This window comes from Holdemania massiliensis AP2 (genome assembly GCF_000327285.1).
Lineage (GTDB): Bacteria > Bacillota_I > Bacilli_A > Erysipelotrichales > Erysipelotrichaceae > Holdemania > Holdemania massiliensis.
Genome location: NZ_HE998567.1, coordinates 957,012 through 981,374 on the forward strand (window position 1 = coordinate 957,012; position 24,363 = coordinate 981,374).

General features: G+C 49.6%; 18 protein-coding genes. 4 read left to right on the forward strand and 14 right to left on the reverse strand.

Annotated elements, in window-relative coordinates; translation table 11 throughout:
- Positions 1-10: 10 nt before the first annotated feature.
- From BN162_RS04485 to BN162_RS04490, 3 genes are all read right to left on the reverse strand, one after another.
- Complete coding sequence (locus BN162_RS04485; RefSeq protein WP_020223885.1) at positions 11-355, reverse strand: hypothetical protein; 345 nt, start codon at positions 353-355, stop codon at positions 11-13.
- A 325-nt stretch (positions 356-680) separates the two neighbouring features.
- Positions 681-842, reverse strand: a complete 162-nt coding sequence (locus tag BN162_RS18550; protein WP_020223886.1) for a hypothetical protein — start codon at positions 840-842, stop codon at positions 681-683.
- Positions 843-946: 104 nt separating this feature from the next.
- Entirely contained in the window at positions 947-2,257 is a 1,311-nt protein-coding gene (locus tag BN162_RS04490; protein WP_020223887.1) for a tetratricopeptide repeat protein, read from the reverse strand.
- Positions 2,258-2,512: 255 nt separating this feature from the next.
- Here BN162_RS04490 and sigK point away from each other — a divergent pair, with 255 nt between their 5' ends.
- The 3 genes from sigK to nagZ are packed head-to-tail and all read left to right on the forward strand — an operon-like array spanning position 2,513 to position 5,696.
- Entirely contained in the window at positions 2,513-3,217 is a 705-nt protein-coding gene (gene sigK / locus BN162_RS04495) for an RNA polymerase sporulation sigma factor SigK (RefSeq protein WP_020223888.1), read from the forward strand.
- 53 nt (positions 3,218-3,270) lie between these two features.
- A complete protein-coding gene (locus tag BN162_RS04500) occupies positions 3,271-3,927 on the forward strand; it encodes an HAD family hydrolase (protein ID WP_020223889.1) in 657 nt (218 codons plus the stop codon).
- Entirely contained in the window at positions 3,927-5,696 is a 1,770-nt protein-coding gene (gene nagZ / locus BN162_RS04505) for a beta-N-acetylhexosaminidase (RefSeq protein ID WP_020223890.1), read from the forward strand. The genes BN162_RS04500 and nagZ overlap by 1 nt, the downstream gene beginning before the upstream one ends.
- A 208-nt stretch (positions 5,697-5,904) precedes the next feature.
- On the opposite strand, the gene pyrE is transcribed toward nagZ, so the two are convergent.
- The 11 genes from pyrE to BN162_RS04560 all read right to left on the reverse strand — a co-directional run bounded on the left by pyrE (position 5,905) and on the right by BN162_RS04560 (position 17,955).
- Positions 5,905-6,543 carry an orotate phosphoribosyltransferase gene (gene pyrE, locus BN162_RS04510; RefSeq protein ID WP_020223891.1) on the reverse strand — a complete coding sequence of 213 codons (639 nt, stop codon included), beginning with the start codon at positions 6,541-6,543 and terminating at the stop codon, positions 5,905-5,907.
- A gap of 3 nt (positions 6,544-6,546) precedes the next feature.
- Positions 6,547-7,254, reverse strand: a complete 708-nt coding sequence (gene pyrF, locus BN162_RS04515) for an orotidine-5'-phosphate decarboxylase (RefSeq protein ID WP_020223892.1) — start codon at positions 7,252-7,254, stop codon at positions 6,547-6,549.
- Positions 7,251-8,168 (reverse strand): dihydroorotate dehydrogenase, encoded by a 918-nt coding sequence (locus BN162_RS04520; RefSeq protein ID WP_020223893.1) that lies wholly within the window; start codon positions 8,166-8,168, stop codon positions 7,251-7,253. The genes pyrF and BN162_RS04520 overlap by 4 nt, the downstream gene beginning before the upstream one ends.
- A complete protein-coding gene (locus tag BN162_RS04525) occupies positions 8,153-8,908 on the reverse strand; it encodes a dihydroorotate dehydrogenase electron transfer subunit (RefSeq protein ID WP_020223894.1) in 756 nt (251 codons plus the stop codon). Before BN162_RS04525 ends, BN162_RS04520 begins: the two co-directional genes overlap by 16 nt.
- Before the next feature lie 9 nt (positions 8,909-8,917).
- Positions 8,918-12,097 carry a carbamoyl-phosphate synthase large subunit gene (gene carB, locus BN162_RS04530; RefSeq protein ID WP_020223895.1) on the reverse strand — a complete coding sequence of 1,060 codons (3,180 nt, stop codon included), beginning with the start codon at positions 12,095-12,097 and terminating at the stop codon, positions 8,918-8,920.
- 1 nt (position 12,098) lies between these two features.
- Positions 12,099-13,184, reverse strand: coding sequence for a glutamine-hydrolyzing carbamoyl-phosphate synthase small subunit (gene carA, locus BN162_RS04535; RefSeq protein WP_020223896.1), 1,086 nt, complete (start codon positions 13,182-13,184; stop codon positions 12,099-12,101).
- Between the two features lie 2 nt (positions 13,185-13,186).
- Entirely contained in the window at positions 13,187-14,473 is a 1,287-nt protein-coding gene (locus BN162_RS04540) for a dihydroorotase (protein ID WP_020223897.1), read from the reverse strand.
- Positions 14,474-15,349, reverse strand: coding sequence for an aspartate carbamoyltransferase catalytic subunit (locus tag BN162_RS04545; RefSeq protein WP_020223898.1), 876 nt, complete (start codon positions 15,347-15,349; stop codon positions 14,474-14,476).
- 391 nt (positions 15,350-15,740) lie between these two features.
- Positions 15,741-15,950: a hypothetical protein gene (locus BN162_RS04550; protein ID WP_020223899.1), complete on the reverse strand. Its 210-nt coding sequence runs from the start codon at positions 15,948-15,950 to the stop codon at positions 15,741-15,743.
- Positions 15,951-15,957: 7 nt separating this feature from the next.
- On the reverse strand, positions 15,958-16,917 hold the full coding sequence (locus BN162_RS04555) for a helix-turn-helix domain-containing protein (RefSeq protein ID WP_020223900.1): 960 nt from the start codon (positions 16,915-16,917) through the stop codon (positions 15,958-15,960).
- A 45-nt stretch (positions 16,918-16,962) separates the two neighbouring features.
- Positions 16,963-17,955, reverse strand: coding sequence for an amidohydrolase family protein (locus BN162_RS04560; RefSeq protein ID WP_020223901.1), 993 nt, complete (start codon positions 17,953-17,955; stop codon positions 16,963-16,965).
- A gap of 393 nt (positions 17,956-18,348) precedes the next feature.
- On the opposite strand from BN162_RS04560, the gene BN162_RS04565 reads away from it, so the two are divergent.
- The coding region (locus BN162_RS04565; protein ID WP_020223903.1) for a non-ribosomal peptide synthetase at positions 18,349-24,363 on the forward strand (6,015 nt) is incomplete at its 3' end.

Consider the following 24,363-nt stretch of genomic DNA (forward strand, 5'->3'; position numbering starts at 1 on the left):
TCAGTCTATTTTACAAGTCTATTTCCGTGAGAACCAATGTACCTTGCAGCTGTTTCAGCTCATAGAGAAACGGATATTCGTTCCTGTCGGATAAAACTAAATGCCACTGTGCTCTCTTTAACGTACTTGTTCTTTTGGTAAGCGGATTATAATAAGTGATTTTATCCGGCACTAAAAACAGATCCTCGCGATTTTGAAAACGTGTCCTCAACTGCTGAAAAAGAAATTCTGGTTGGATTAAAATTGCATCGAGCTGATTGTTATATTCTTCTCGATCTTCCATCCATTCTAGTACCGACGTACTGTTTTTCATAACGGAGATGAATTCATCCCGAATCATATACCCTTTTAACATCTTCTCACCCTTTTCAGTATATCAATTTGCATTCTGATTTTTTGTCGAAAAAAAACGATGATGAACCAGACTCCCTATCTGATTCACCATCGTCACTTGTGATCGTTTTTGCACCTAATTAATAGACGATCACTCACCAATTTTTTTATCATTTTTCTACAAGCAAGACGTCAAATAAATATCGATTATGTTTTTATTCTCACTGTAGCGGTCCGGTTTATCATGCTTTTGTAATTTAGATCATTTACTTGTTTCGCTCTCTCGTTTTCCCGTATAATGCATCACCCATTACGCTGACATAACAAACACTGTTGTAGATTTTTAATTATTGCCACATGCAATCAGGCGACGAGCATCCCATTGGTTCAATGCACAATTCAGGATGTTCTACAGAACAACCATTCTGATCAGTACCTTCAGCACTAATGGAAGTGCATAACATGCCAACTGTCATGATAGCAATAAGGCTAATTAAAAACTTTTTCATATATCCTCCTTTCAACATTTATAATTATACCTATAAAATATCTTAAACTTGAAATTTGATACAACTACTAGAAATAAGCAATTAATCACTTATAATATTACATATCAGTCAATTTTATGCGAAGTAAAATCATTAAAACTTTTCAGATCTTTATAACATTTCGTTATTTTAACAAGTTTATTGAGTTCATATTCAAAATAATTTATTAAGTTATCAGATCTATATTTGTTTACTAATACCTTATGTATATCATGCATTATATAAGTTTCTATTTCTTTTTCCGGTGCTTTATTAATCTTTAATAGAAAATATTCAAAGAACACCTTACAAATATCATTTTTCTTATTTTCATCACATTTTAATGCTCTGAAATACTCATCTAATGAATTTGTTTTTAATTCTTCTGCACAATGTAAAATGTATAATATATGCATAGTGAACGGCGGTTTATATTCTAAATATTTTTTGAAATACTCTATAGCCGATAAATAATCCTTGTCATAATAGTAATGAAAACCTATATTGAAATAATTTTTTTCTAATTTCTTATTACTTAAAACTCCTTTAGCTAAAGAAAGACACTCAATTGATTTATCAAAATAATATTTTACATTTTCTTTATTTCCAGTATGTAAAGCTAAGGCTTTAGTAAAATACAGTATACCCAATTGATAATCAGACTTCAAATTATCAAAATAATCAATTGCATCATTAGTTATTTCTAATGCATCAAACCATTTTTCTTTATACATTAACCAACCTGCTATAAAATATGCTGATAGCTTTGAACCATTATCAAAACGAATCAAATCCTGATAAACTTTCTCGGCAATAAACATATTACTTTCCCAATAATAGAAATAGTCAAAAAAAATATTTAATAACAATTCCTCTAACTTAGAATTCAGTATAAAACTAATTCTTATCATTAAATCAGATTTGTCTTTTTTAGGATATTCTACATATAGATAATAATGTATAATTATTTTCAAAACATCATAAATATCTTTATAATAAAAGTAATTCTTAGCTTTATAAAAAAGATTCTCCACTTCGTGATCAATCCTTTTTATCCTGTCTACATCATACATTTCAACAGCAGTATATAATTCCTCGCTGATCCGCTCAACATTGGACATGATTCCTGGAAAATCATCGACCTGAAAACCTAATTTCTGAATAAAGAAGATATATAGATCATCATCTTTTATACTTTGGCCTCGTTCTAAACGATTTAATGTCGCTCGTGAACAAACAGGGGCACCTTCAATGATTTCATAAAAAGGATGTTCCTTTGTCGCCAAAATAAACTCATTACAGCTGAATTGCTTATCCTTCGATCTCTGATGCCGCCGTTCACGATATATTTTAATCAGACGTCCACTGTTTTCTCGCATTTTATCATTCGCAAACATTTTTATCCCCCTTTACAAATTCCGGTTATATTCTATCACATAAAATAATGAACATTGGTATTATTTGGGAATTCTACCAATCAAATCATATCATAATTTTATGAATGCAGAACGTTTTGTAATCATTTTAGAAGCGAAATAAGCAAAGTTGCCAAAACTTTATTCTTCAGCTTCTAAATGCTTTTTTTTTCATAAAATATGTCAGATTTCGACTAAATTCTTGTTTTGCTTCATACGCTGAAGAAGGTGATAACAATGTGGACACAACTATTTCAAATGCTACAGGTTTTCTTCAGCTGCTTTATCGGCTCTATCCGTACAACCTCCTTTCCCCAGCCCTTATCCGCAGAAGAGGAACAGGACGCTCTGCAGAGAATGGCGAAGGGAGATGTGGAAGCCCGCGCGGATCTGATTGAACACAATCTTCGCTTGGTTGCGCATATCGTTAAGAAGTTTGATATCCGCCGTGAACAGACTGAAGATCTCATCAGTATTGGCACAATTGGTTTGATTAAAGGCATTGATACCTTTAAGGTCGACAAAGGTCATAAGTTGGCGACGTATGTTTCACGCTGCATTGAGAATGAAATCTTGATGCATCTGCGCAACAATAAGCATGCTTTCCAGACTCGTTCTCTGGATGACGCGATCGGTCAGGATAAGGATGGCAGTGAACTTACGCTCATTGACGTCATTCCGGCTCCGGATGAGCCCGATCCCATCGATAAGCTGATGCTGGAAGAAAACAAACGCAAGCTAGCTCAGTTTATGAACTTGCTGGATGATCGTGAATACAGCATCATCGTCCGGCGTTATGGCTTAGAAGGTCATCAGGAAATGACGCAGCGGGATATTGCCCGTCAGGAACATATCTCACGATCTTATGTGTCGCGAATTGAGAAGCGAGCTTTCATGAAACTTCTGCGGGCGTTTATGAAAGAGAATCAGGAAAAGAAGTAGCCATTTGTTTTGAAAACCTTTATAATCATCTTGAGAGATTCGAGGTGGATAAAATGAGTATAGAATGTGTTATTTTTGATTGTGACGGCCTGATGTTTGATACAGAAAAGGTGGCCAATGAAAACTGGCGGGAAATCGCCGGACAATATGGTATTACGCTGGATGATGAATTTTTCTATCAGATCATCGGCTGTGGACACAAATTATTCTTAAAAGCGATGGAGAGTCATCAAGATCTAAAACCGCATCTTCCGGAAATCAGTGAAGGACGGTTAAAGAAGATCTTTGGCATGTGCGAAAACAAAGGCAGCCTGAATAAAAAAGGACTGACTGAATTATTAGATTATTTGGACGAAAGCGGAATAAAAAAATGTGTTGCTTCTTCCAGCCATCGGGAATATGTGGATACCCTGCTGGGAAGCATTGGCAAGCCTTATCAATTCGACAGTGTTGTCTGCGGTGATGAAGTGACGCATGGCAAGCCGGATCCGGAAATTTTTCTGACAGCCGCGCGCAAAGCCGGAATCGAACCGGAAAAGTGTGTTGTTCTGGAAGATTCCAAATTTGGAATTATCGCAGCGAAGCGGGCAGGGATGAAAAGCGTCTGGATCTATGATTTTGTTAAACCGGATGAAGAAATGAAAGAAGCGATTCAGGAAAGCCGGAATGATTTGCTTGAAGTCATTGATTATTTGAAGGAGCAGGCATAATGCGCTGTTCCTCAGCTTCTTCTTCATCTTTCAGCGGCCGTCGGTGGTCGGCGATGATCTTATCGCTGTTCATACTTGCCGGCTGCAGTAACCCCATCCCTGTTCCTACGCCGGAAGCTGCATCGACGCCGGCTCCCTCTTCAGATTCCATGCCGGATAAAATGAGTGAGCAGCAGTTGAAGGATCTCGTTGCCAAAATGGACGTTCAGGAAAAAGTCGGTCAGCTGGTGATCGTTTCTTTTGAAACGACAGAAGTCGATACCAAGACTGAAGCTTGGCTAAGGACAAACAAAATCGGCAATGTCATCGTCTACGCAAAAAATATCGAAAATGCCGAACAGGCTACCAGTTTAACCGGTCAGCTTCAGAAAACGATCCGCAATGCAACACAGATCCCAGCGTTTATCGGGATTGATCAGGAAGGCGGAATGGTGAACCGCGTCCGGGAAGGTGTGACCATTTTTCCTTCCCCGATGGCGATTGCGGCCGGACGGCATGAGAATTTATATTCCCTGGCCTGGTCCATGGCCGATGAACTTTCCGGCATGGGCTTCAATATGAATTTCGCGCCGGTGCTGGATGTCAACAGCAACCCGGATAATCCGGTCATTCATCTGCGGGCTTATGGAGATGATCCGCAGGCTGCAGCCAACTTTGCCTCAATCTGGATTAAAGGGCTGCAGGAAGGCGGAATGGTCAGCGTTGCGAAGCATTTTCCAGGCCACGGTGATACCAGTGAAGATTCACACTTTGCTTTGCCGAAGGTCAATAAAACACTGGATGAACTGAAAGCCATGGAACTGATTCCATTTGAAGCGGCGATTCACAGCGGTGTCAGCGCGATTATGACTTCGCATATTTTGTTTCCTAAAATTGAAAAGGAAAAAATTCCTGCGACCTTATCCAAAACAATAGTCACGGATCTGTTGAAAGATGAACTGGGCTACAATGGAATTGTCATCAGCGACAGTCTGCAGATGGACGCCATCCAGGCGCATTATGGGATGGCAGAAGCTGCTGTGAAAGCCATTCAAGCGGGCGTGGACATGTTGATCCTGGGTGATGGCAAAGTCCTGCAGCCGGACAGTGAAGACGTTCAGACACCGGTAATCGAAGCTCTGATTGAAGCTGTCGGCCAGGGAACGATTACAGCCGAGCGGCTGGATGATGCCGTGCTTTCGATTCTGCGAATTAAGAATGACTATGGTTTGTTTATTGATCAGGGTGAACAGAATCATGCGCCTTATGATATTGATCTTAATGCCCATCAGGTTCTTGTACAGGAAACCTCAGATCAAAGTATGACACTCATTCGGGATGATGTTTCAGCGCTCCCGCTGCCCACAGACAGTACTTTGTTTGTTTCCTTCCCCTGCGTCTATCCTTTAGCGTTCGATAAAAAAAGCTTCGGTGAAGTCGCTGCCGATTCCTTGTTTGGCAAAGCTGTCAATGTTCATCAGGATCCAACGCAGTCAGAAATTGAGGATATTCTGCAGAAGGCAAGTGGTTACGATACGATTGTTCTGTTAGTTTACAACATGGCGGATTCCCCCAACCAGCTGAATCTGTTGACTCAGCTGCTGGAAACCGAAAAACCGATCGTTGTGATCTGTGCTGGAAGTCCGTATGATCTGCAGTATCTTGAAGACGCGCCGACGGTCTTATGTACCTATGGCTATACCCCATCAGCCGTGCTTTCAGCGATTTCCGTTTTAAATGGAACCCTGCTTCCGGAAGGCAAGCTGCCGGTCGAAATTCCGGAAAAATAAAATAAAAAGCTGATGATTCAGACTTACGATAAACGATTTCCGTATGGAAATTGAATACTCAGTAAGGGTTATCGAATCACTCAGCTTTTTCTTTTTCTGACATTCTGAAATATCTGACCTGCTCTGTTCAGGCAGGAACGTTGTTTCCTTAACAAGAAAGCAGGTTAATTTTGAAGCCAATGTAAAAGAGCCGAAATGGCTCTTTGTTTTATAAGCTCATCCAGCTGGAATCGGACGGATTGGCGCGGAACGCCTGAAGCTTTTTAACATCATCGGCGCTGATATAGCCGGTTTCTACGGCAACTTCGATCAGGGCGTCATAATTGGAAGCTGAAACATTCTTGACCTGAGCGGCTGCCAGACGGTCGATTCCTTTCTGCAGGCCATACGTGAAGATCGAAGCAATGCCTAAGACCTCCGCGCCGGCCTCCCGCAGCACGTTGACAACGTCGATGCAGCTGCCGCCGGTTGAGATCAGATCTTCAACGACAACAACTTTCGTTCCCGGTTCGCAGCGGCCCTCAATCTGATTGGTCCGGCCATGATCTTTGGCGCTGGAACGGACATAGCCCATCGGCAGGTTCAGGATCTGAGCTACCAAGGCGGCATGCGCAATCCCGGCGGTGCTAGTGCCCATTACGGCTTCACATTCCGGATAATGGGTTTTGATGATCTCTGCGATGGCATGCTCCACATCATCGCGAACCTCAGGATAAGACAAGGTCAGACGATTGTCGCAGTAGATCGGCGCTTTGATGCCGCTGGCCCAGGTAAACGGGTCATTCGGCTTCAAGAAAACCGCTTTGATATCCAGTAAGTGCTTGGCAATGTTTTTTTCTGTGTTCATGATTTATTCTCCCTTTACAAATTCCCGGACGCAGCGGCGATAGCTGGCTACCGGATCTGAACTGGCGGTGATCGAACGGCCGACGACAATGTAATCGGAACCGATCTCGCGGGCTTTGGCCGGCGTCGTTACACGAACCTGATCGCCCTTCGCGTCATCCGCAAACCGAATGCCCGGCGTTACCGTGATGAAGTTTTCACCGCAGACCTGATGCACAAGATCAGCTTCCAGCGGGCTGCAGACAACCCCGGCCAGCCCGGCAATTTCCGCGTTGCGGGCATAATGCTGAACGGTATCGGCAATCGGATGATCAATCCACAGTTCACTGCGCATCCGTTCTTCACTGGTGCTGGTCAGCTGAGTGACCGCGATCAGCTGGGTATGCGCGCCGACCTCATCAATCGCTTCCTGCGCCGCTTTCATCATTTCGATCGTTCCTGCCGCATGGACGTTAGTCATATCGACGTCCAGCAACGCGATGTTGCGCATTGCTTTTTTTACGGTATTGGGAATGTCATGCAGCTTCAGGTCGAGGAAAATCTTATGTCCCCGAGCTTTGATTTCACGAACCATATCCGGACCTTCCGCATAAAGCAGTTCCATGCCGATTTTGACATACGGTTTTTCTTCGGTAAACAGATCCAAAAAGGCCATGGTTTCCGCTTTGGTTGAAAAGTCGCAGGCGATCATTACATCTTTTTCTTTCGTCATTGGTGAGCCCTCCCTATAATATCACTCAATTTCTCAATCTTCAGTTCATCCATCAAGGATGGCAGCCGTTCAATAATTTCCTTGCAGACATAGGGGTTGCGCAGGTTTTCCGCGCCGATCTCCACGGCCGTTGCCCCAGCGCTCATCATCTCGATGACATCTTCAGCACAGGCAATCCCACCGATTCCGATGATCGGCAGCTTCACGGCTTCATACACCTGATACACCATTCTGAGTGCAACCGGTTTGATCGCCGGGCCGGAGAATCCGCCCATGACGTTGGCGATGATCGGCTTGCCGGTACGCAGGTCGAACCGCGCTCCCAACAAGGTATTGATCATTGAAATTCCATCCGCGCCGGCTTCCTCACAGGCTTTGGCGATGGCCACGATATCCGTCACGTTCGGCGACAGCTTGATGTAGACCGGCTTTCTCGTCACCGCTTTGACGGCTTTCGTGATCTGGGCGGCCGCTTCCGGACAAACTCCGAAGCTCATCCCGCCGCCATGCACATTCGGACAGCTGATGTTGATTTCCAGAATCCCAACGATGTCCTGAGCATCCATCTTCTTCGCGCATTCGACGTATTCTTCTTCGGAAAATCCGGAAACATTCGCCACGACCTGCTTGTGATACACCTGCTTCAGCTTCGCGAATTCTTCGCTGATCACCTTGTCAATTCCCGGATTCTGCAGGCCGACGGCATTGATCATGCCTCTTTCACACTCTGCGATCCGCGGCGTCGGATTGCCGAAGCGCGGGTCACGGGTTGTGCCCTTGGTTGCGATCGAGCCGAGGATGTTGATATCATAAAACTCCGTAAATTCATAGCCGAAGCCAAATGTGCCGCTGGCGGGAATGATCGGATTGTCCAGCTGCCAGCCCGACAGACTGACCTTTAATCTTTCGTCCATAAGACCTCCTGACTGGAAAGCACCGGGCCTTCCTTACAGATGCGTTTCGGGCCGGAAATTGTTTCACAGCTGCAGCCCATGCAGGCGCCGAAGCCGCAGCCCATCCGCTCTTCAAAGGACAGCTGCCCCTGCGCGTTAGAGGTTTTCCATACCGCTTTAAGCATCGGCATCGGTCCGCAGGCAAAATACGGCAAATCAGTCAAGCCTTCCTGAACCATAACGTCGCTGACAAAGCCTTTCACGCCCTGACTTCCATCGTTGGTACTGAGCTTGACATCGCAGCCCAGATCGGTAAATTTCTTGATGTAGAAAATATCTTTTTCCGAGGTAAAGCCCAGGATCACCACCGGCTGCTTGCCTTGCTTCAAACAGGTTTTTGCCAGTCCGTAAAGCGGCGGCACGCCGACGCCCCCGCCGACTAACAGCACGCGTTTTTCCTCAAACGCTTCCGGTGTAAAGCCGTTGCCCAGACCCACTAAGCATTCCAGCATGGTTCCCGGCGGCTTTTGCGACATCTGTTTTGTTCCGAAACCGACGACCTTGTAAATCAGCGTCAGACCGTTTTCATTCCAATCGCAGATACTGATCGGACGCTTGAGATAGGCATTGTCAATCGTGACGTTGAGAAACTGACCGGGATGGGTGATCCAGGAAGAATCTCCCTCCAGCTCCATTTCAAACACCTGATCCGCCAGCTGCCAGTTGGAGATGATTCGGTATTGTTGTATACGCTCTTTCATAACTCCTCCTTAATTCTGATCTATGGTTGAAACACCCATTGTGATTTCTTCCAGAACATCCAGCAGGACATTGACCGTATCCAGAGAAGTAAAGACGGTCACGTTGTTTTCCACAGCGCACCGGCGGATCTGATAGCCGTCTTTGGAGGTGTTGGTGTCGCTGGAAGACAAGGTATTGAGGATGTAGGTGACATGACCCTTGCGGATGGAGTCCAGAATTTCTTCTGAACCCTCGGAAATTTTCTTCTTTTCACGGGTTTTGATGCCGTGCGCCTTCAACAGTTTCGCCGTGCCCGAAGTCGCTTCGATATTGAAGCCCAGATCGTAGAACCGGCGGACTAACGGAATTGCCCGCGCTTTGTCCTGATCGGCCAGCGTCACCAGCACCGTGCCGTAATTGACAACCCGCATGTTGGAGGCCTGCAGGGATTTATACAGGGCGCGGTTGAGCGAATCATCATAGCCGATCGCCTCGCCGGTCGATTTCATTTCCGGTGACAGGTAAGCGTCCAGACCGTGCAGCTTCGAGAAGCTGAAGGTCGGGCTCTTGACATAGAAGCGTTTTTTCTCAGCCATGACTTCCGTTGTAAAGCCTTGGTCTTTCAGGCTGCGGCCCAGCATCACTTTGGTTGCGATATTGGCCATTGGTATGCCCGTTGCCTTTGATAAGAACGGGACGGAACGAGAGGAACGCGGATTGACTTCAATCACGGACACCTCATCGTTTTCATCGACGATGAACTGGATGTTGAACAAGCCTTCGATGCCAATCGCCAGTCCCAGTTTGACCGTGTAGTCACGGATTGTCGCCTTGACCTGTTCACTTAAGGAGTATGGCGGATAGACGCTCATCGAGTCCCCGGAATGCACCCCGGTCGCTTCAACCAGCTGCATGATGCCCGGAATGAAGACGTCGTTTCCATCGCAGATCGCATCGACTTCGACTTCACAGCCATGGATGTACTTATCGACCAGCACAGGCTGATCCTTGTCAATTTTAACCGCCGTCGTCAGGTATTCGACCAGTTCTTCATCCTGATGAACGATCTGCATCGCCCGGCCGCCCAGCACATAGCTTGGGCGCACAAGCACCGGATAGCCGATCCGATTGGCCACCTGTAGGCCATCCTCAATGTTGGTCACAGCCTGACCTAACGGCTGCGGAATTCCGCATTCCGTGACCACTTTTTCAAATAAGTCGCGGTTTTCCGCCTTATCGATCGCCTCCGTGCCGGTGCCGATGATCGGAACATTGAGCTTGCTCAGACGATCGGCCAGATTGATCGCCGTCTGACCGCCCAGCGAAACGATGACGCCCTGCGGTTTTTCCAGTTCAATGACATTCATGACATCTTCGATGCACAGCGGTTCAAAGTACAGCTTATCGCTGATGGAGTAATCGGTCGATACGGTTTCCGGGTTGTTGTTGATGACAATCGCTTCATAGCCGGCCTGCTGGATCGCCCAGATGGCATGGACGGTCGAATAGTCAAATTCAACACCCTGACCGATGCGGATCGGTCCGGAACCCAACACGATGATCGACGGCTTATCCGTAACCGCGCTTTCATTTTCGTCTTCATACGTGGAATAGAAATACGGAACATAGGCGCTGAACTCGCCGGCGCAGGTATCAATCATCTTGTAGACCGGCATCAGTCCATGGTCTTTGCGCCAGGTGAACATTTCCAGTTCGCTCTTGCCCAGGATTTTGCCCAAGTATTGATCTGAGAAGCCCAAGCGCTTGGCGCGGCGGATATTGGCTTCGCATGGATCGGCTTTTACCCGTTCTTCCACGGCGATGATGTGATGGATTTTATCGAGGAAGAACGCGTCGATCTTGGTCGCGTCGTAGATCAGCATCATATCGACCTTCCGGCGGAACAGCTCGGCAATCGCATACAGCCGCTCATCCGTCGGGGTTTTGATGTTTTCCAGCAGCTGTTGGGTGGTGAAGCTGTCAAACTTCTCCAAATAGAGATGATCGACGCCGATTTCTAATGATCGCACCGCTTTCAAAAGACTTTCTTCCATGGTCCGGCCGATGCTCATGACCTCGCCGGTCGCTTTCATCTGTGTGCTCAGCGTGTGATCGGCCTTGGCAAACTTATCAAATGGGAAGCGTGCGATCTTGGTGACGACGTAGTCAATCGTCGGTTCAAAGGACGCCGGCGTATTGGCGATCGGAATTTCATCGAGCGTCAGGCCGACCGCAATTTTGCTCGAAACGCGCGCGATCGGGAAGCCGGCCGCTTTGGAAGCCAGCGCCGAGGAACGGGAAACCCGTGGGTTGACTTCGATGACATAGTAATCGAAAGAAAACGGATCAAGCGCAAACTGGACGTTGCAGCCGCCTTCAATTTTCAGTTCGCGAATCAAGCTTAGCGCCGCATTGCGCAGCAGCTGATATTCTTTGTTGGACAGCGTCTGACACGGCGCGACGACCATCGAATCGCCGGTATGCACGCCGACCGGATCAATATTTTCCATGCTGCAGATCACGATGGCCGTATCGTTGTGATCGCGCATGACTTCAAATTCAATTTCCTTATAGCCTTTGATCGACTTCTCGACCAGCACCTCATTGACCGGGGACAGCTTCAGCGCGTTCTTGCCCAGCGCCGTGACTTCCTCATCATCGTAAGCAAACCCACCGCCGGTGCCGCCGAGGGTGAACGCCGGTCTTAAGACGACCGGATAGCCGATTTTATTGGCAAATTCAACGACTTCTTCAATCGTGCGGGCTACGTAGGATTCCAGGCAGGGCTGCCCGATCCTCAGACACAGATCTTTAAACCGCTGCCGGTCTTCCGCCTGATCGATCGATTCAAAATCCGTACCGAGAATTTCGCACCGGCATTCTTCCAGCACACCTTTTTTCGCCAGCTGCATCGCCATGTTCAGGCCCGTTTGACCACCCAGGGTTGGCAGGATTGCGTCAGGGCGTTCCTTGCGGATGATGCGGGATACATATTCCAGCGTCAGCGGTTCCATGTAAACTTTATCCGCAATGTGGGTATCGGTCATGATTGTCGCCGGATTGGAATTGATCAGAATGACCTCATAGCCTTCCTCACGCAGCGCCAGACAGGCCTGGGTACCGGCGTAATCGAATTCGGCGGCCTGGCCGATGACAATCGGTCCGGAACCGATCACCAAGATCTTATGGATATCTTCTCTTTTCGGCATACTAACGGCCCTCCTTCATCGCTTCCATATGGCTGACAAACAATCCGAACAAGTATTTGGAATCCTCCGGCCCGGCTGAAGATTCCGGATGGTATTGGGTAGAGAAGATCCGATCTTCTTTAATCCGTAAGCCTTCCACGGTCTGATCGAGCAGATTGATATGCGTAATCTCAACCCGGGAATTCTCCAGTCCTTCGGTGCTGACGGCATAGCTGTGATTCTGCGAGGTAATTTCCACCTTGCCGGTCAACCGATTTTTAACTGGATGGTTGGCCCCGCGGTGGCCGAATTTCAGCTTGTAGGTTTTTAAGCCGTTGGCTAAAGCAATCAGCTGATGTCCCAGACAGATGCCGAAAATCGGCTTTTTCCCCTGCAGCCGGCGGATCAGGTCGATGACCTCAGGAACATTTTCCGGATCGCCCGGCCCGTTGGAGAGAAAGATGCCGTCCGGATTGAGCGCCAGGATCGTTTCAAACGAGGTGTTGTAAGGAACAATCGTCACATTGCAGCCATAGCGGTTCAGTTCACGGATGATGTTGTATTTGATCCCGCAGTCGATGGCGACGACATTAAAGCGCGGATTGGCACAGCGGGAATACCATTTTTTCTTACAGGAAACCCGCGCGACCAAATCTTTGGGCGCCGAATACGCCGCCAGCTTGGCCATCGCATCTTCATGCGTCACGTCAGCATCGCAGATCAGCCCCAGCATGGCTCCCTCATCCCGCAGAATCCGCGTCAGCCTGCGGGTGTCCAGATGCGTAAGCCCCGGCACGTCATTTTCTTCCAGCAGCTCATTGAGCGTTTTGGTATAACGGAAGTTGCTTGGCTTGTCGTTGTATTCGCGCACGATCAGCCCTTTCGGTCCGATCAGCTTGGATTCATAATCTTCATCAATGATGCCGTAATTGCCGATCAGCGGATAGGTCATCACGACGATCTGTTCGGTGTAGGAGGGATCGCTGAGGATCTCCTGGTAACCGACCATCGATGTGTTGAACACCAATTCGGCAATGACCTCCCGATCGCTGCCGAAACCCTTGGCCGCCAGCTCAACACCGTTCTGCAAGACTAATTTCCGATTCATATTTATAGCCCCTCTCTGTATACGATCTGTCCATCCGTCACGTTCATCACACAACGGCCCATTGCCCACCAGCCTTCAAAGGGTGTGCTTTTGCCTTGGGAAACGAAGGTTTTCGGATTGATTTTTTCTCGCTTGTTTAAATCGAAAACCGCCAGGTTGGCTTTTTCAAAATTCACAATTTCACCGCCCTCAATCCCGAAGAGATCCGCGCAGTTAAAGCTCATTAACTCAAAGCAGCGCTCTAAGGTCAGCTTGCTGGTCTTGACCAGATAGGTATAGATCAGCTCAAAAGCGGTTTCCAGTCCGACGATGCCCATCGCGCTGCCCTGCAGGCCTTTGCCTTTCTCTTGGGCGCTGTGGGGCGCGTGGTCGGTTGCGATCATATCGATCGTCCCGTCCAATAAGCCGGCGATCAGAGCTTCCTGATCCGCCTTGGAGCGCAGCGGCGGATTCATTTTAAACCGTCCGTCGTCCGCGGTGATATCGTCCTCGCACAAAAGCAGATGATGCGGCGTAACTTCACAGCTGACGGAAACACCGCGCTTTTTCGCCTGACGCACCAGCTCGACGGATTCCTTGCAGGAGATGTGGCAGATATGATATTGACAGCCGGTTTCTTCGGCTAAGCGCAGATCCCGCTCAATCTGACGGTATTCGCTTGCGCTGCTGATGCCTATTAACCCCAGTTCTTCTGCTTTGCGGCCTTCATGGATGCACGCGCCTTTCGCGATCAGACTTTCATCTTCACAATGCGCGACGATCAGGCAGTTGTTGCGTTGAGCCGCCAACATTGCCTCGCGCATCATCGCCTCGTCCTGCACCCCCTTGCCATCATCCGAAAAAGCGATGACCTCCGCAGCTAACGCATCGAAGTCGACCAGCTCGCCGACGCCTTTCTGTCCCTTTGTAATCGCCGCATAGGGAATGACCTGAACTTTAGCGTCATAGTGAATCCGTTCCTGCTGGATTTTCAGGTGTTCCAGACTGTCCGGCACCGGATTGAGGTTGGGCATCGCCATGATCGTCGTATAGCCGCCCTTGGCCGCGGCCAGCGTACCCGACGCGATGGTTTCTTTATATTCAAAACCTGGTTCGCGCAGATGAACATGCGGATCGATCAGTCCCGGAGCGATCAATAAGCTGGAAGCGTCGATGATTTCATCCACATCCTCGGCGGTTAAATCAATCTGATCCGCCACGGTTACCCGTCCGAAATCATCCACCAGCACATCCATTTTGCGGATTTTGCCGCGGTACAGCACATCGCCGTTCTGCATTAAAAAACTCATTTATCGTCCCTCCATCGCCCATTTCAGCACAGCCATCCGAACGAAAACGCCGTTGTTGATCTGTTTGAAGATACGCGACTTATCGCATTCGACAACCTCATCGGCGATTTCCACGCCGCGGTTAAACGGCGCCGGATGCATAATGATCGCGGTTTCCTTCATCCGTTTGACCCGTTGGGCGGTCAAGCCGTATTTTTCATGATATTCCTGCTTGCTTAAAGACATCGCCTGTTCGTGCCGTTCATGCTGAACACGCAGAAGCATAAGGATGTCCATTTCCTGTACAGCCTGATCAAAATCGATGTAATCGTACTGCGGATCGCGGTATTCTTCCGGACCGCTGATCACACACTGCATCCCTAAACGCTGCATCACCTCAATGTTGGTATGCGCGACGCGGGAATACTTGACATCGCCGACAATCGCGATTTTTAAGCCCTCAAACCGGCCGAACTCCTGCCGTATGGTCAACAGGTCGAGCAAAGACTGCGTCGGATGATCTTTTTTGCCATCCCCGGCATTGAGAATCGGAATTTGAACGCGGCCGAGCAGTTGTTTGTAATACTCATCTTCCCGATCCCGGATTACCAGCGCATCCAGCCCGAAGCTTTCAAACGTCTTAACGGTGTCATAGAACGTTTCCCCCTTCTGCATTGAGGACGCCTGCGCGTTGAAGTTAATCACTTTCATGCCCAGCTTTTCTTCCGCCGTATTGAAGCTGTACTGCGTCCGGGTAGACGGTTCAAAAAACAGATTGGCAACGAGTTTCCCTTTTTCACTGTCCACAAATTGACCCTGACGGCAAAGCTCCGCCACATCCAGAATATGCTGGATCTTGGCAGTGGAAAGCGAACTGAGTTGAAGCAGATCGTTCATCATGGTTCCTCCATTTCCATAAAAAAAGCCTTCAAAAAAACAGGCTTTTGAAGGTTACACGAAAAGAGCACAGAAATCTTAAGTTTTGTGTATGCCTTCTTAGTGTCGCTGCACTAAATTAAAGCCATGAATATTATACCGCAGTTTTCAGATCAGCACAAGCTCCTCAGTTCAATCCAAACGCAAAACTGTTCAAGCGCAAAGGGGATGATCAGAATCCGATTCCGTTCAGGCATAAACTTGGATGCCGACTGACTTCGATTTAACAAAAGACAGCCCCTTTTGCGAGCCGCCTGAGGGGAAGGACTGTTTATTGAGTCTTCTTTTTATTCTGTTCACAAAAACAAATTGAATTCCTTTGCTTTCAGCACAAGCAAACAAAAAGAAATATTCAGGGAATGCCAATGACCCCGGCGCAGATCCTACAAGCTATAAGTCCTTCAATATCTGGTTTCTTTATTCTTATTTTAGAGCTGCGGACTTTGGGTGATTCCGCTTTTCTCATGCATTCTGCTTCCTGTTTATTCTGCAAAACTGAAACAAAATATTTTTTCTTATTCACTGCGGTCAGCGACTTAGGCATGACTTGTTCCCGCTTCATTCTATCCCTACCCGATCAAACCCATCAGAACCAGCAGGATCCCATCCGCCGCGGCAAGCATCAGCGTATTTCCGCCGAATCGGTAAGATTTTCCCTGCTCGATATCCCGATGCAGTTTATCCTGTTCGATCATCAGCCAGATGATATTGATCAGCAAATAGGGTAAAAGAATGATCACCTGAAAAGCCGCCTGCGGAGAATTGTGTTTTACTGAGCCTGAAACACCGCCGATGATCAAGATTGCAGCCGCCAGAATAACGGCCGTCAGAAAAAAGACGGTGATGCCTATGCCGCCGCGTACTTTCTGCGGATACTGGGGATCCCGGTAAAGCCGGTTTCGGTATTTCAAATTCACGGTAATGATTGCCAGACCCAAGCAAAACAGATAAGCGATAAACAAAAGCAGCGACAGATCGGATGAAATCCAGCTTTCCAACACGCCGGTCAAGATCGAGAATCCCAGCGTATCCAGCAAGATCATCATCGCCAGAGCCGCCGTCATCTCACCCAGAACTTCCTGGTCATAAGGGGCATGCGGATCATAACCGGACAACAGCGAATAGTCATGGCTGCGCAGACAAAAAGACAGTGCAAAATAGATGGATGTCGCGATTAAGACAAACACGAAGCGAAAACCATAGCGGCCGAAAGCCGCCGTCCAACTGGACGTTTTTTGGACAAGGCTGAGAAAATAGATTAGATTCACGGCCAGAACCGCAGCGTACAGCACCGTCAGCCTGCGCGTATCCATCGGCTTCGCCGGATGCTGGACATCGTCCAGCAGTTCATTCATGTCGACTCCAAAAAGCTTTCCGATTTGTTTTAAGGCCGAAACATCCGGCTCATTCTTATCCCGTTCCCAATTCGATACGGCCTGCCGGCTGACCGACATTCGATCCGCAAATTCCTGCTGGGTCAGCTTTTTCTCACGGCGCAGCTGCGCGATTTTTTCTCCGAGTGTTTTCATTGGGGATCACCTCAACTCCAATTTTAGAAGGAAGCTTCAATTTTGTCACGCAACGTTTTCTTGCATTGCTTCAAAAGCCTTGGCTTTAAGCTTTTTCAGTCCCTCAAGACGAATTTCATCCAATTGCTGAGCACTCAGTGTTCCAGCCTGATACAGCCGCAAATATTCCTTGGAAACGTCGCTGTCAAAGATCAGCACGTCATCCGAATTGATTGTCACTTCAATCCCCGCCGCTTTGAAGGCGGCGATCGGATGCCGGGCCAGCGAAGGCACCCGGCCTAAAAGATAGTTGCTGGACGGCGTCAAATTCAGACGCACCTGTCTTGCTTTCAGATAGGCCATCACCGCCGGATCTTGGGCTGCGGCAAGGCCATGCTGAACCTCGTCCAGATCCAGACAGTCAACCGCCTTCTGCACATCCATCGCGCTGCCCCATTCACCGACATGCGCCTTCAGCACCCAGCCGCTTTGGCGGGCGCGGCGATAGATCGGAATAAAATTCTCAATCGGCTGGGCGTTTTCATCACCATACAGATCCAATGCATAAAATTCCGGCCGATCCCAAAACGGCGCCAGTTTTTCCATCAGATAATCAATTCCGCAATGCCGCGACATCCCTACCTGAAACCGCAGTTCTATCTGCGGCGCCACCGCTTGTCTGACGGCATCCCAGCTGCTGAGCAGATTCTGAATGTCGCCTTGATAAAAATGCTTTAACGCCCAGACATCCTCACCGATTTCCAGCACCTGTACGCCATCCTTGACAGCCTGGCGCAGCGTCGCTTCCAACATGATCAGCCGGCCGCTGCGGCCGCCGAAATGGGCATTGATCTGCTTTTGGCTCCATTGATCCATCTCTGCCATGGAAGCCAGCGGCTGCGTTACCGGATCAATCTGAATTCCGCAGTTCTCCCTGATCCACTTGCGGTCACCGCCGAGCATGAAATGATTGTGCAGATCGGCTTTCGGCACCTTCCGCAAGGCCGCTAAATCCTGACGCTGCAGGGCCTCGATAAATAATCCTGAATCCTGATTCATATTTTTTCCTCAATTTCTTTGACTTTATTATACGAAAGAAAATTCACTTCGTCAAAATTGCCCGGTATGCTTCCAAAATTTTCCGCTTTGGATTTCTGTGATTTTTTCCTGGAGTGCAGTCATTTTTTTCAGACCATGATCAGCTTGCTGTTCCACTTTCCTTTCTGTATCCATACTTATAAAGCCCGTAAGCAAAGGCTTTGCGAATTCTGCACGGGCAAAGGTTAGGTAAGAGTTATCGCCGCAAATAAGCGAAGCTTGTAAAACTCGACCGCGGACGCTTGTAATTTGCCAAACGACTCGATATAATTTTGATATTCAACGATGCTTTGACTTTCAAATCGATTTTAAAAAGCAGACGTCAGCGCTGCTGCAGCACAGGGGGAATCTGCCATGAAAAGCAATTCGGTTAATAATGTGATGTTTGAGCTGTCCGTCAGCCAACAAAATATCTGGAATTTGGAACAGGCTCTGCCCAACACCCCGATCAACAACATCTGCACAACCTTACTGATTGAACAGATTTTTGACGGTGAAGCGCTGCAGCGAGTGCTCAATGCAGTCATCATGCATGATGAAACGCTGCGGATGCGCTTAGTCTTAGAGGGAAACGAACCGCGGCAGTTTTTTGCTCAGCCGCAGACGCAGCGCTTTCCGCTTTTTGATTTTACCCACAGCGATGAAGAGGGACTAAACAACTGGGAAGAAACTGTTACCCGTCAGCCGATGACGCTGATCGACAGTCCGCTGATCCAGTTTTATTGTTTTCAAACGGGAGAGAACAGCGGCGGTCTGCTGATCAAAGCGCATCACTTGATCTCGGATGGCTGGACGCAGGTTCTGCTCAGCAACCGGATCGCCCGTTTATATCTAAAAGCGCTGGACCAGGAAGAACTGGAGGAAGAACCGCTGACGCCGTATCGCGAGCATCTGCGCAGCGAACAGATTTATCTCAGTTCCTCCCGCTGCCGCCAGGACCGGGCTTTCTGGGCTGAAAAGGCGCCGCAGATGACTGAATCGCTGGTGCTTAAGGAAGCGGCCTCTCCCCAGCTCAGCCGGATCGGCCAGCGCCGAACCTACATGCTCTCTGAAAAACTGGGCTATCAGATCCATGCTTTCTGCACGCAGCAGCGCCTGGCGCCCTTTTCCGCGATGATGCTGGCGCTGGCGGTCTTTCTCAGCCGCTTAAGCCATGAAAAGAAACTGACGATCGGCGTTCCGGTGATCAACCGGGCTACCTTCGCGGAAAAACAGGCCAGCGGAATGTATGTCAGCACCCTGCCGTTTCCCTGTGAGATCGATGAAAACTGGACGCGCGATGCGTTTTATCAATATCTGACCGACAGCTGGCTTACGCTGCTGCGGCATCAAAAATATCCGCTGACAGAAATCCTGCGCTTGGTCCGGGCAGAAAATCCGCAGACCCAAAGCCTGTTTCGGATCGCCCTGTCCTATCAGAATTCAAGGGTGTACCGCAGTGAAAAAGCCGCGGTGCGCTTTCAGGGACGCTGGCATTACAGCGGCTGGCAGAATGAAGATTTATGCCTGCATTTGAGCAACCGTGAGGATGTTCACCAGTTTATGATCGACTACGACTATCTTTCCCAGCTGTTCATGCCTTCGGAAATTGACCTGATCCATCAATGTTTGATGGAAATCTTAAAGGATGCGCTGAATCATCCGGAAAAACCGCTGTGGAAGTTAGGCCTGCTTCAGGAGCCGCAGGAAAACAAAGTTTTGTTTCAGTTCAACGCGATTCCGGCTGCACCGCTGCCGGAAAGTTCCTTAACCGCACGTTGGCAGCGGATTGTCCGTGAATCAGCTCAGCGGGCGGCCTGCATTGAAGCGGGAAATCGGATTCGTTATGATCAGCTGGATCACCAGGCCCGTCAGCTGGCCGGAGCCCTCGCCCAACAAGTTCCAGCGGGTTCCCGTATTGTTTTATTGATTGAGCGCAGCAGCGCGTTATTGACCGCGATGGTCAGTGTCTTTCTGCATCAGAGCTTGTGGATTACCCTCGATCCTTCCCAACCGGTTTCCCGAATTCAAGATTTGCTTACGCAGAGCAAACCTGATCTGATTCTGGCCGATCCTGATCTGGCGCAGAAGCTGGATCCGCAGAAGCAATGGCGCTGGCTTACCCCTTCTGCTCAGGCTGAGAAACTGACGTTGGACCAAGAGCTCGGCAACGATGCCTATATTCTTTATACCTCCGGCACTACCGGCAATCCCAAGGGCGTCCGGGTCGGTCAGACAAGCCTGTTGAATTTCATCGAAAACATGGCATCCGTCTACCCTCAGAAAGCGGTCTTGTCGATCTGCAATCCGGCTTTTGACGCCTTCTTGATCGAGAGCCTGGGTGCTTTGCTGAATGGGCGAACGATTGTGATCGCCAATGATCGGCAGGCCTTGGATCCCCAGGCGCTGGCGCAGCTGATCCGCAGCTATGGCGTCGGCATGATTTCCACAACGCCATCCCGGCTTCAGGCGTATCTCTACAACGCAGCCTTCCGTCAGGCGGTCAAAAGTCTGGACTGCCTCTTATGCGGGGGTGAGAAATTCCCAGCCGCTTTGCTGCAGCAGCTGCAGCGGTTAACCCTGGCAAAAATATATAATCAATACGGGCCGAGTGAAGCGACGATCGGCGTCAGTCTGAAACAGCTGAATCAATGCCGTCAGATCACGGCCGGCAAGCCGATGCCAGGCTGTCAGCTGTACGTTCTCGATCAGCACCAACAGCCGCTGCCCTGGGGACTGACCGGTGATCTGTATTTGAGCGGCGTTTGTCTGGCTCGTGGTTACGATGACAATCCGACCCTCACCTCGCAGTGTTTTATCGATCATCCGTTTATCTACGGGCAGAAGCTCTACCGTACCGGTGATCGGGCCTGTTGGACGGAAGAGGGGGAAATTGTAATCGCCGGGCGCAGTGATGAACAGATTAAACTCAACGGCTGGCGCATTGATCCGCAGGAGATTGCCGATCTGTTATGCCGCAGCACCCCTATCCGCAGCGCGGCCGTTGTCCGCTGGCCGCAGTTTCAAGGGCTGTGTGCCTATTACGTCAGCGATGAGCCGTATCCTGAAGCGCAGCTGCGCCAGGCTTTGGCTGATAAGCTGCCCCCGATCATGATTCCCACTTTCTTTATTCCGCTCTCCGAACTGCCGATGACCTCCAACGGCAAGCTGGACCGCAAACGGCTGCCGCAGCCGCAGCGCTCGGCCGACAGCGTACTTACGCCGCAGACCGACTTGCAGCGCTGGCTGTTAGAAGCCTGTCAGACGCTTTTGGAACAGCCGCAGATGCAGTTAGACAGCGATTATTTTGCGATGGGCGGTGATTCGCTTAAAGCGATGGAGCTGATCACCCGAATTGAGGAACATTGCGGCGTGCGGTTCAGCGTAGCTGATTTCTATCAATACCGCACCGTCCAAGCTCTGGCCTGCGCCCTAGAAGGCAGCCCATCAGCGCGCCAATCCGAAGCGAAAGGGCAGAAGGCTCCTGAATTGGCCGATTATCCGCTGACCTTCCAGCAGCAGGCAATCTACACACAGCTGCTGATGAATCCCAAGCAGGACAGCTATCACATGCCTGGATTGTTTTTGCTTCCCGATGACATTGATTTACAGCGGCTGAAACAGGCGCTCCGGCAGTTAGTCGCGGAAGAAGAAACGCTCAGGACCTCCTTTCATGAAGTGGAAAATGAGATCCGGATGCGGATTGCACAACAGGCCGAGCTGAACATCACGGAGAAGGTTTGGGATGAGGGCCTTGATCCGATGACTTTAATTCGGCCGTTTGACCTGCAGAAAGCGCCCTTAATGCATGTGACGCTGCTGCTTGGGCAAAACCGCCGGGGTTTATGGATCGATACACATCATCTGATCAGCGACGGTTTGTCAACCTTGTTGATCCTGCGTAAGCTGGATCGAGGAATGAGGAATGAAATATCTCCGGCTTTGCCGCTGAGCTATAAAGATATCAGCTGGGCGCAAACGCAGCAGGACACGCAGGCGGCGCTGGCTTACTGGAAAAACGCATTGGCCTCAGTCCGTGAGAAAAGCCTGCTGCCAACCGACAAAGGGCTGGAAAAACAAGGGGAGAAAGGGGCTCGGGAACAGCTTGATTTTGATCCAGCGCTGGCTGCGGCCATCCTGCCCTTCGTCAAGCAGCATCAAATCACGCCCGCGGTTTTCTTTGCCAGTGCCTTCTTCGTGCAGATCACCCGTTGGACTGGCATTGAAATGAGCTGCGTCGGAATGCCGGTCAGCGGCCGCAGCCGCCGTGAATGGATGGAAGTGCCGGGCTTGTTCATGCACACACTGCCCTTAGCCGCTGAAATTTCTCCGGAAATGACCGTTTCCCAGCTGTTGAAGCAGGTGCAGACAAAGCTGATCGAGATGCAGGATCACCAAGAGGTTTCCCTGGAACAAATCCTGCGCCAGCTGCCGCGTTCGCAAAGTGTTGAAGGTCATTCGCTGTTTGAGATGATGTTTTCGATGCGGCCGATTCCAGACGGTGCCTTTACGCTGCAGAACCAGCCGTTGGTCTGTCTGCCGATTGAGGATGGGTTAAGCAAATTTGCTTTAACCCTGGAAATCATTCAGACAAAAACCGGTTGGCAGGCGCAGATGGAATATCGCTTAAGCCAATATCGCAAAGCGACCGTTCAGCTCTATCTGCGCAGCTTTCAGGCGTTGTGCAAGGCTTTTTTGGAAGACGCGGATCAGCCGCTGTCGCAGCTGAGCTGTCTGGCTGAGTCGGATCGCTGGCAGCTGTTGGAAAAACCGAACCGGCTGCGGGTGCCCTATTGGGATCTGCCGTTAGACGAACAGATTGCGCTGCTGGCCAACGCCAAACCGGAAGCGGCGGCGCTTGTCTGCGGCACTCAACGAATAACCCGCCGTCAGCTGCAGCAGAAAGCAATCCAGATCGCAGGACTGCTCAGGGAGGTCAAACCGAGCAGTAAAATCGGTCTGCTTGCGCACCGCTCCGATACCCTGATCGCCGCGATGCTGGCGATCATGCATACCGGCTGTGCGTATGTGCCGCTGGATCCGCAGTTTCCGGATTCGCGGATCGCGACGATGCTCCAACAGGCGGAGGCTGCGGCCGTGCTCGCTGAACCTTCGCTGATTCAGCGCATCGAAGCAAAATTTCATCCGATCGCTCTGATCGTAAAGGATTCCCCCGCCGGCTGGATAAATAACCCTGTACGTTCTATGGAAGACGATCATTATGTCTTATTCACTTCCGGCTCGACCGGCAAGCCCAAAGGCGTGCGGATCACCCACCGCAATACCGCGGCGTTTCTGGAATCCATGCGTCCGCTCATTCAAGCCTGTGATACAGTTCTGTGCTCCACCAATCCGGTGTTCGATGTGTTCTTAACGGAAAGCTTAGTGCCGCTGGCCTTGGGACAGACTGTCGTCATGGCCCAGGATGAAGAAACCCTGCTGCCATGGAAGCTGGCGGAGCTGATCCAAAAAGAACATTGCGAGCTGATTCAGTTCACACCGACCCGTATGCAGATGAATCTGGCCGATGCTGCCTTCTGCGCCAGCTTGGCTCAGGTCAAGGTCATCATTCATGTCGGCGAAGTTCTCTCACCGCTCACCGTTGCCAAAACCAAAACGCTGACGCAGGCGCGGATTTATAATTGCTACGGACCGACAGAAACCACCGTCTATGCCTCCGCTAAAGAGGTTTCCCACTCCGCCGTGACGATCGGTCAGCCGCTGGCCAACATGCAGATTGAAATCTTAGATTCCACGGGAAACCGCTGTCTGCCGATGCAGACCGGACAATTGTGGATCGGCGGCGAAGGCGTGGGGCCGGGTTATCTGAACAATCCGGAAGCTACCGCCGCAGTTTTCTGCCCGCGGCAAAATCAGAAGTGGTATAACAGCGGCGATCTGGCGCGCGTCAACAGCGACGGCGAACTGGAATATGAAGGGCGCCGGGACAGTCAGATCAAATTCAACGGCCATCGGATTGAATTGGAAGAAATTCAGTCCGTGCTGCTGCAGCAGTCCCAATATCGCGATGCGATCGTGATCGCCGAACAGAAAGACGGCGAAGTCTGTGCGCTGCATGGCTTTGTTCTGAGTGATCAGCCAGTCGATCCTGATTGGGTCCAACCGCTGCAGGCTCAGCTGCCTGCCTATATGATTCCGGCGACCTTAACGGCGCTGAAACAGCTGCCGCTGACCGCTTCCGGCAAAGTTGACCGCCAAGCCTTAAGTCAACAGATTCCTATATTGCAGCCGGCCCAGGTTCCTGCAGTGCCGCAGGAAGATGAGCTAAGCGGCTTGTGGCGGCAGATTCTGAAAGTTCCAGTCCTTGATCCGGATCGTTCCTTCTTTGATCTGGGCGGCAGCTCGCTGCAGGCGTTGATGTTATTGACG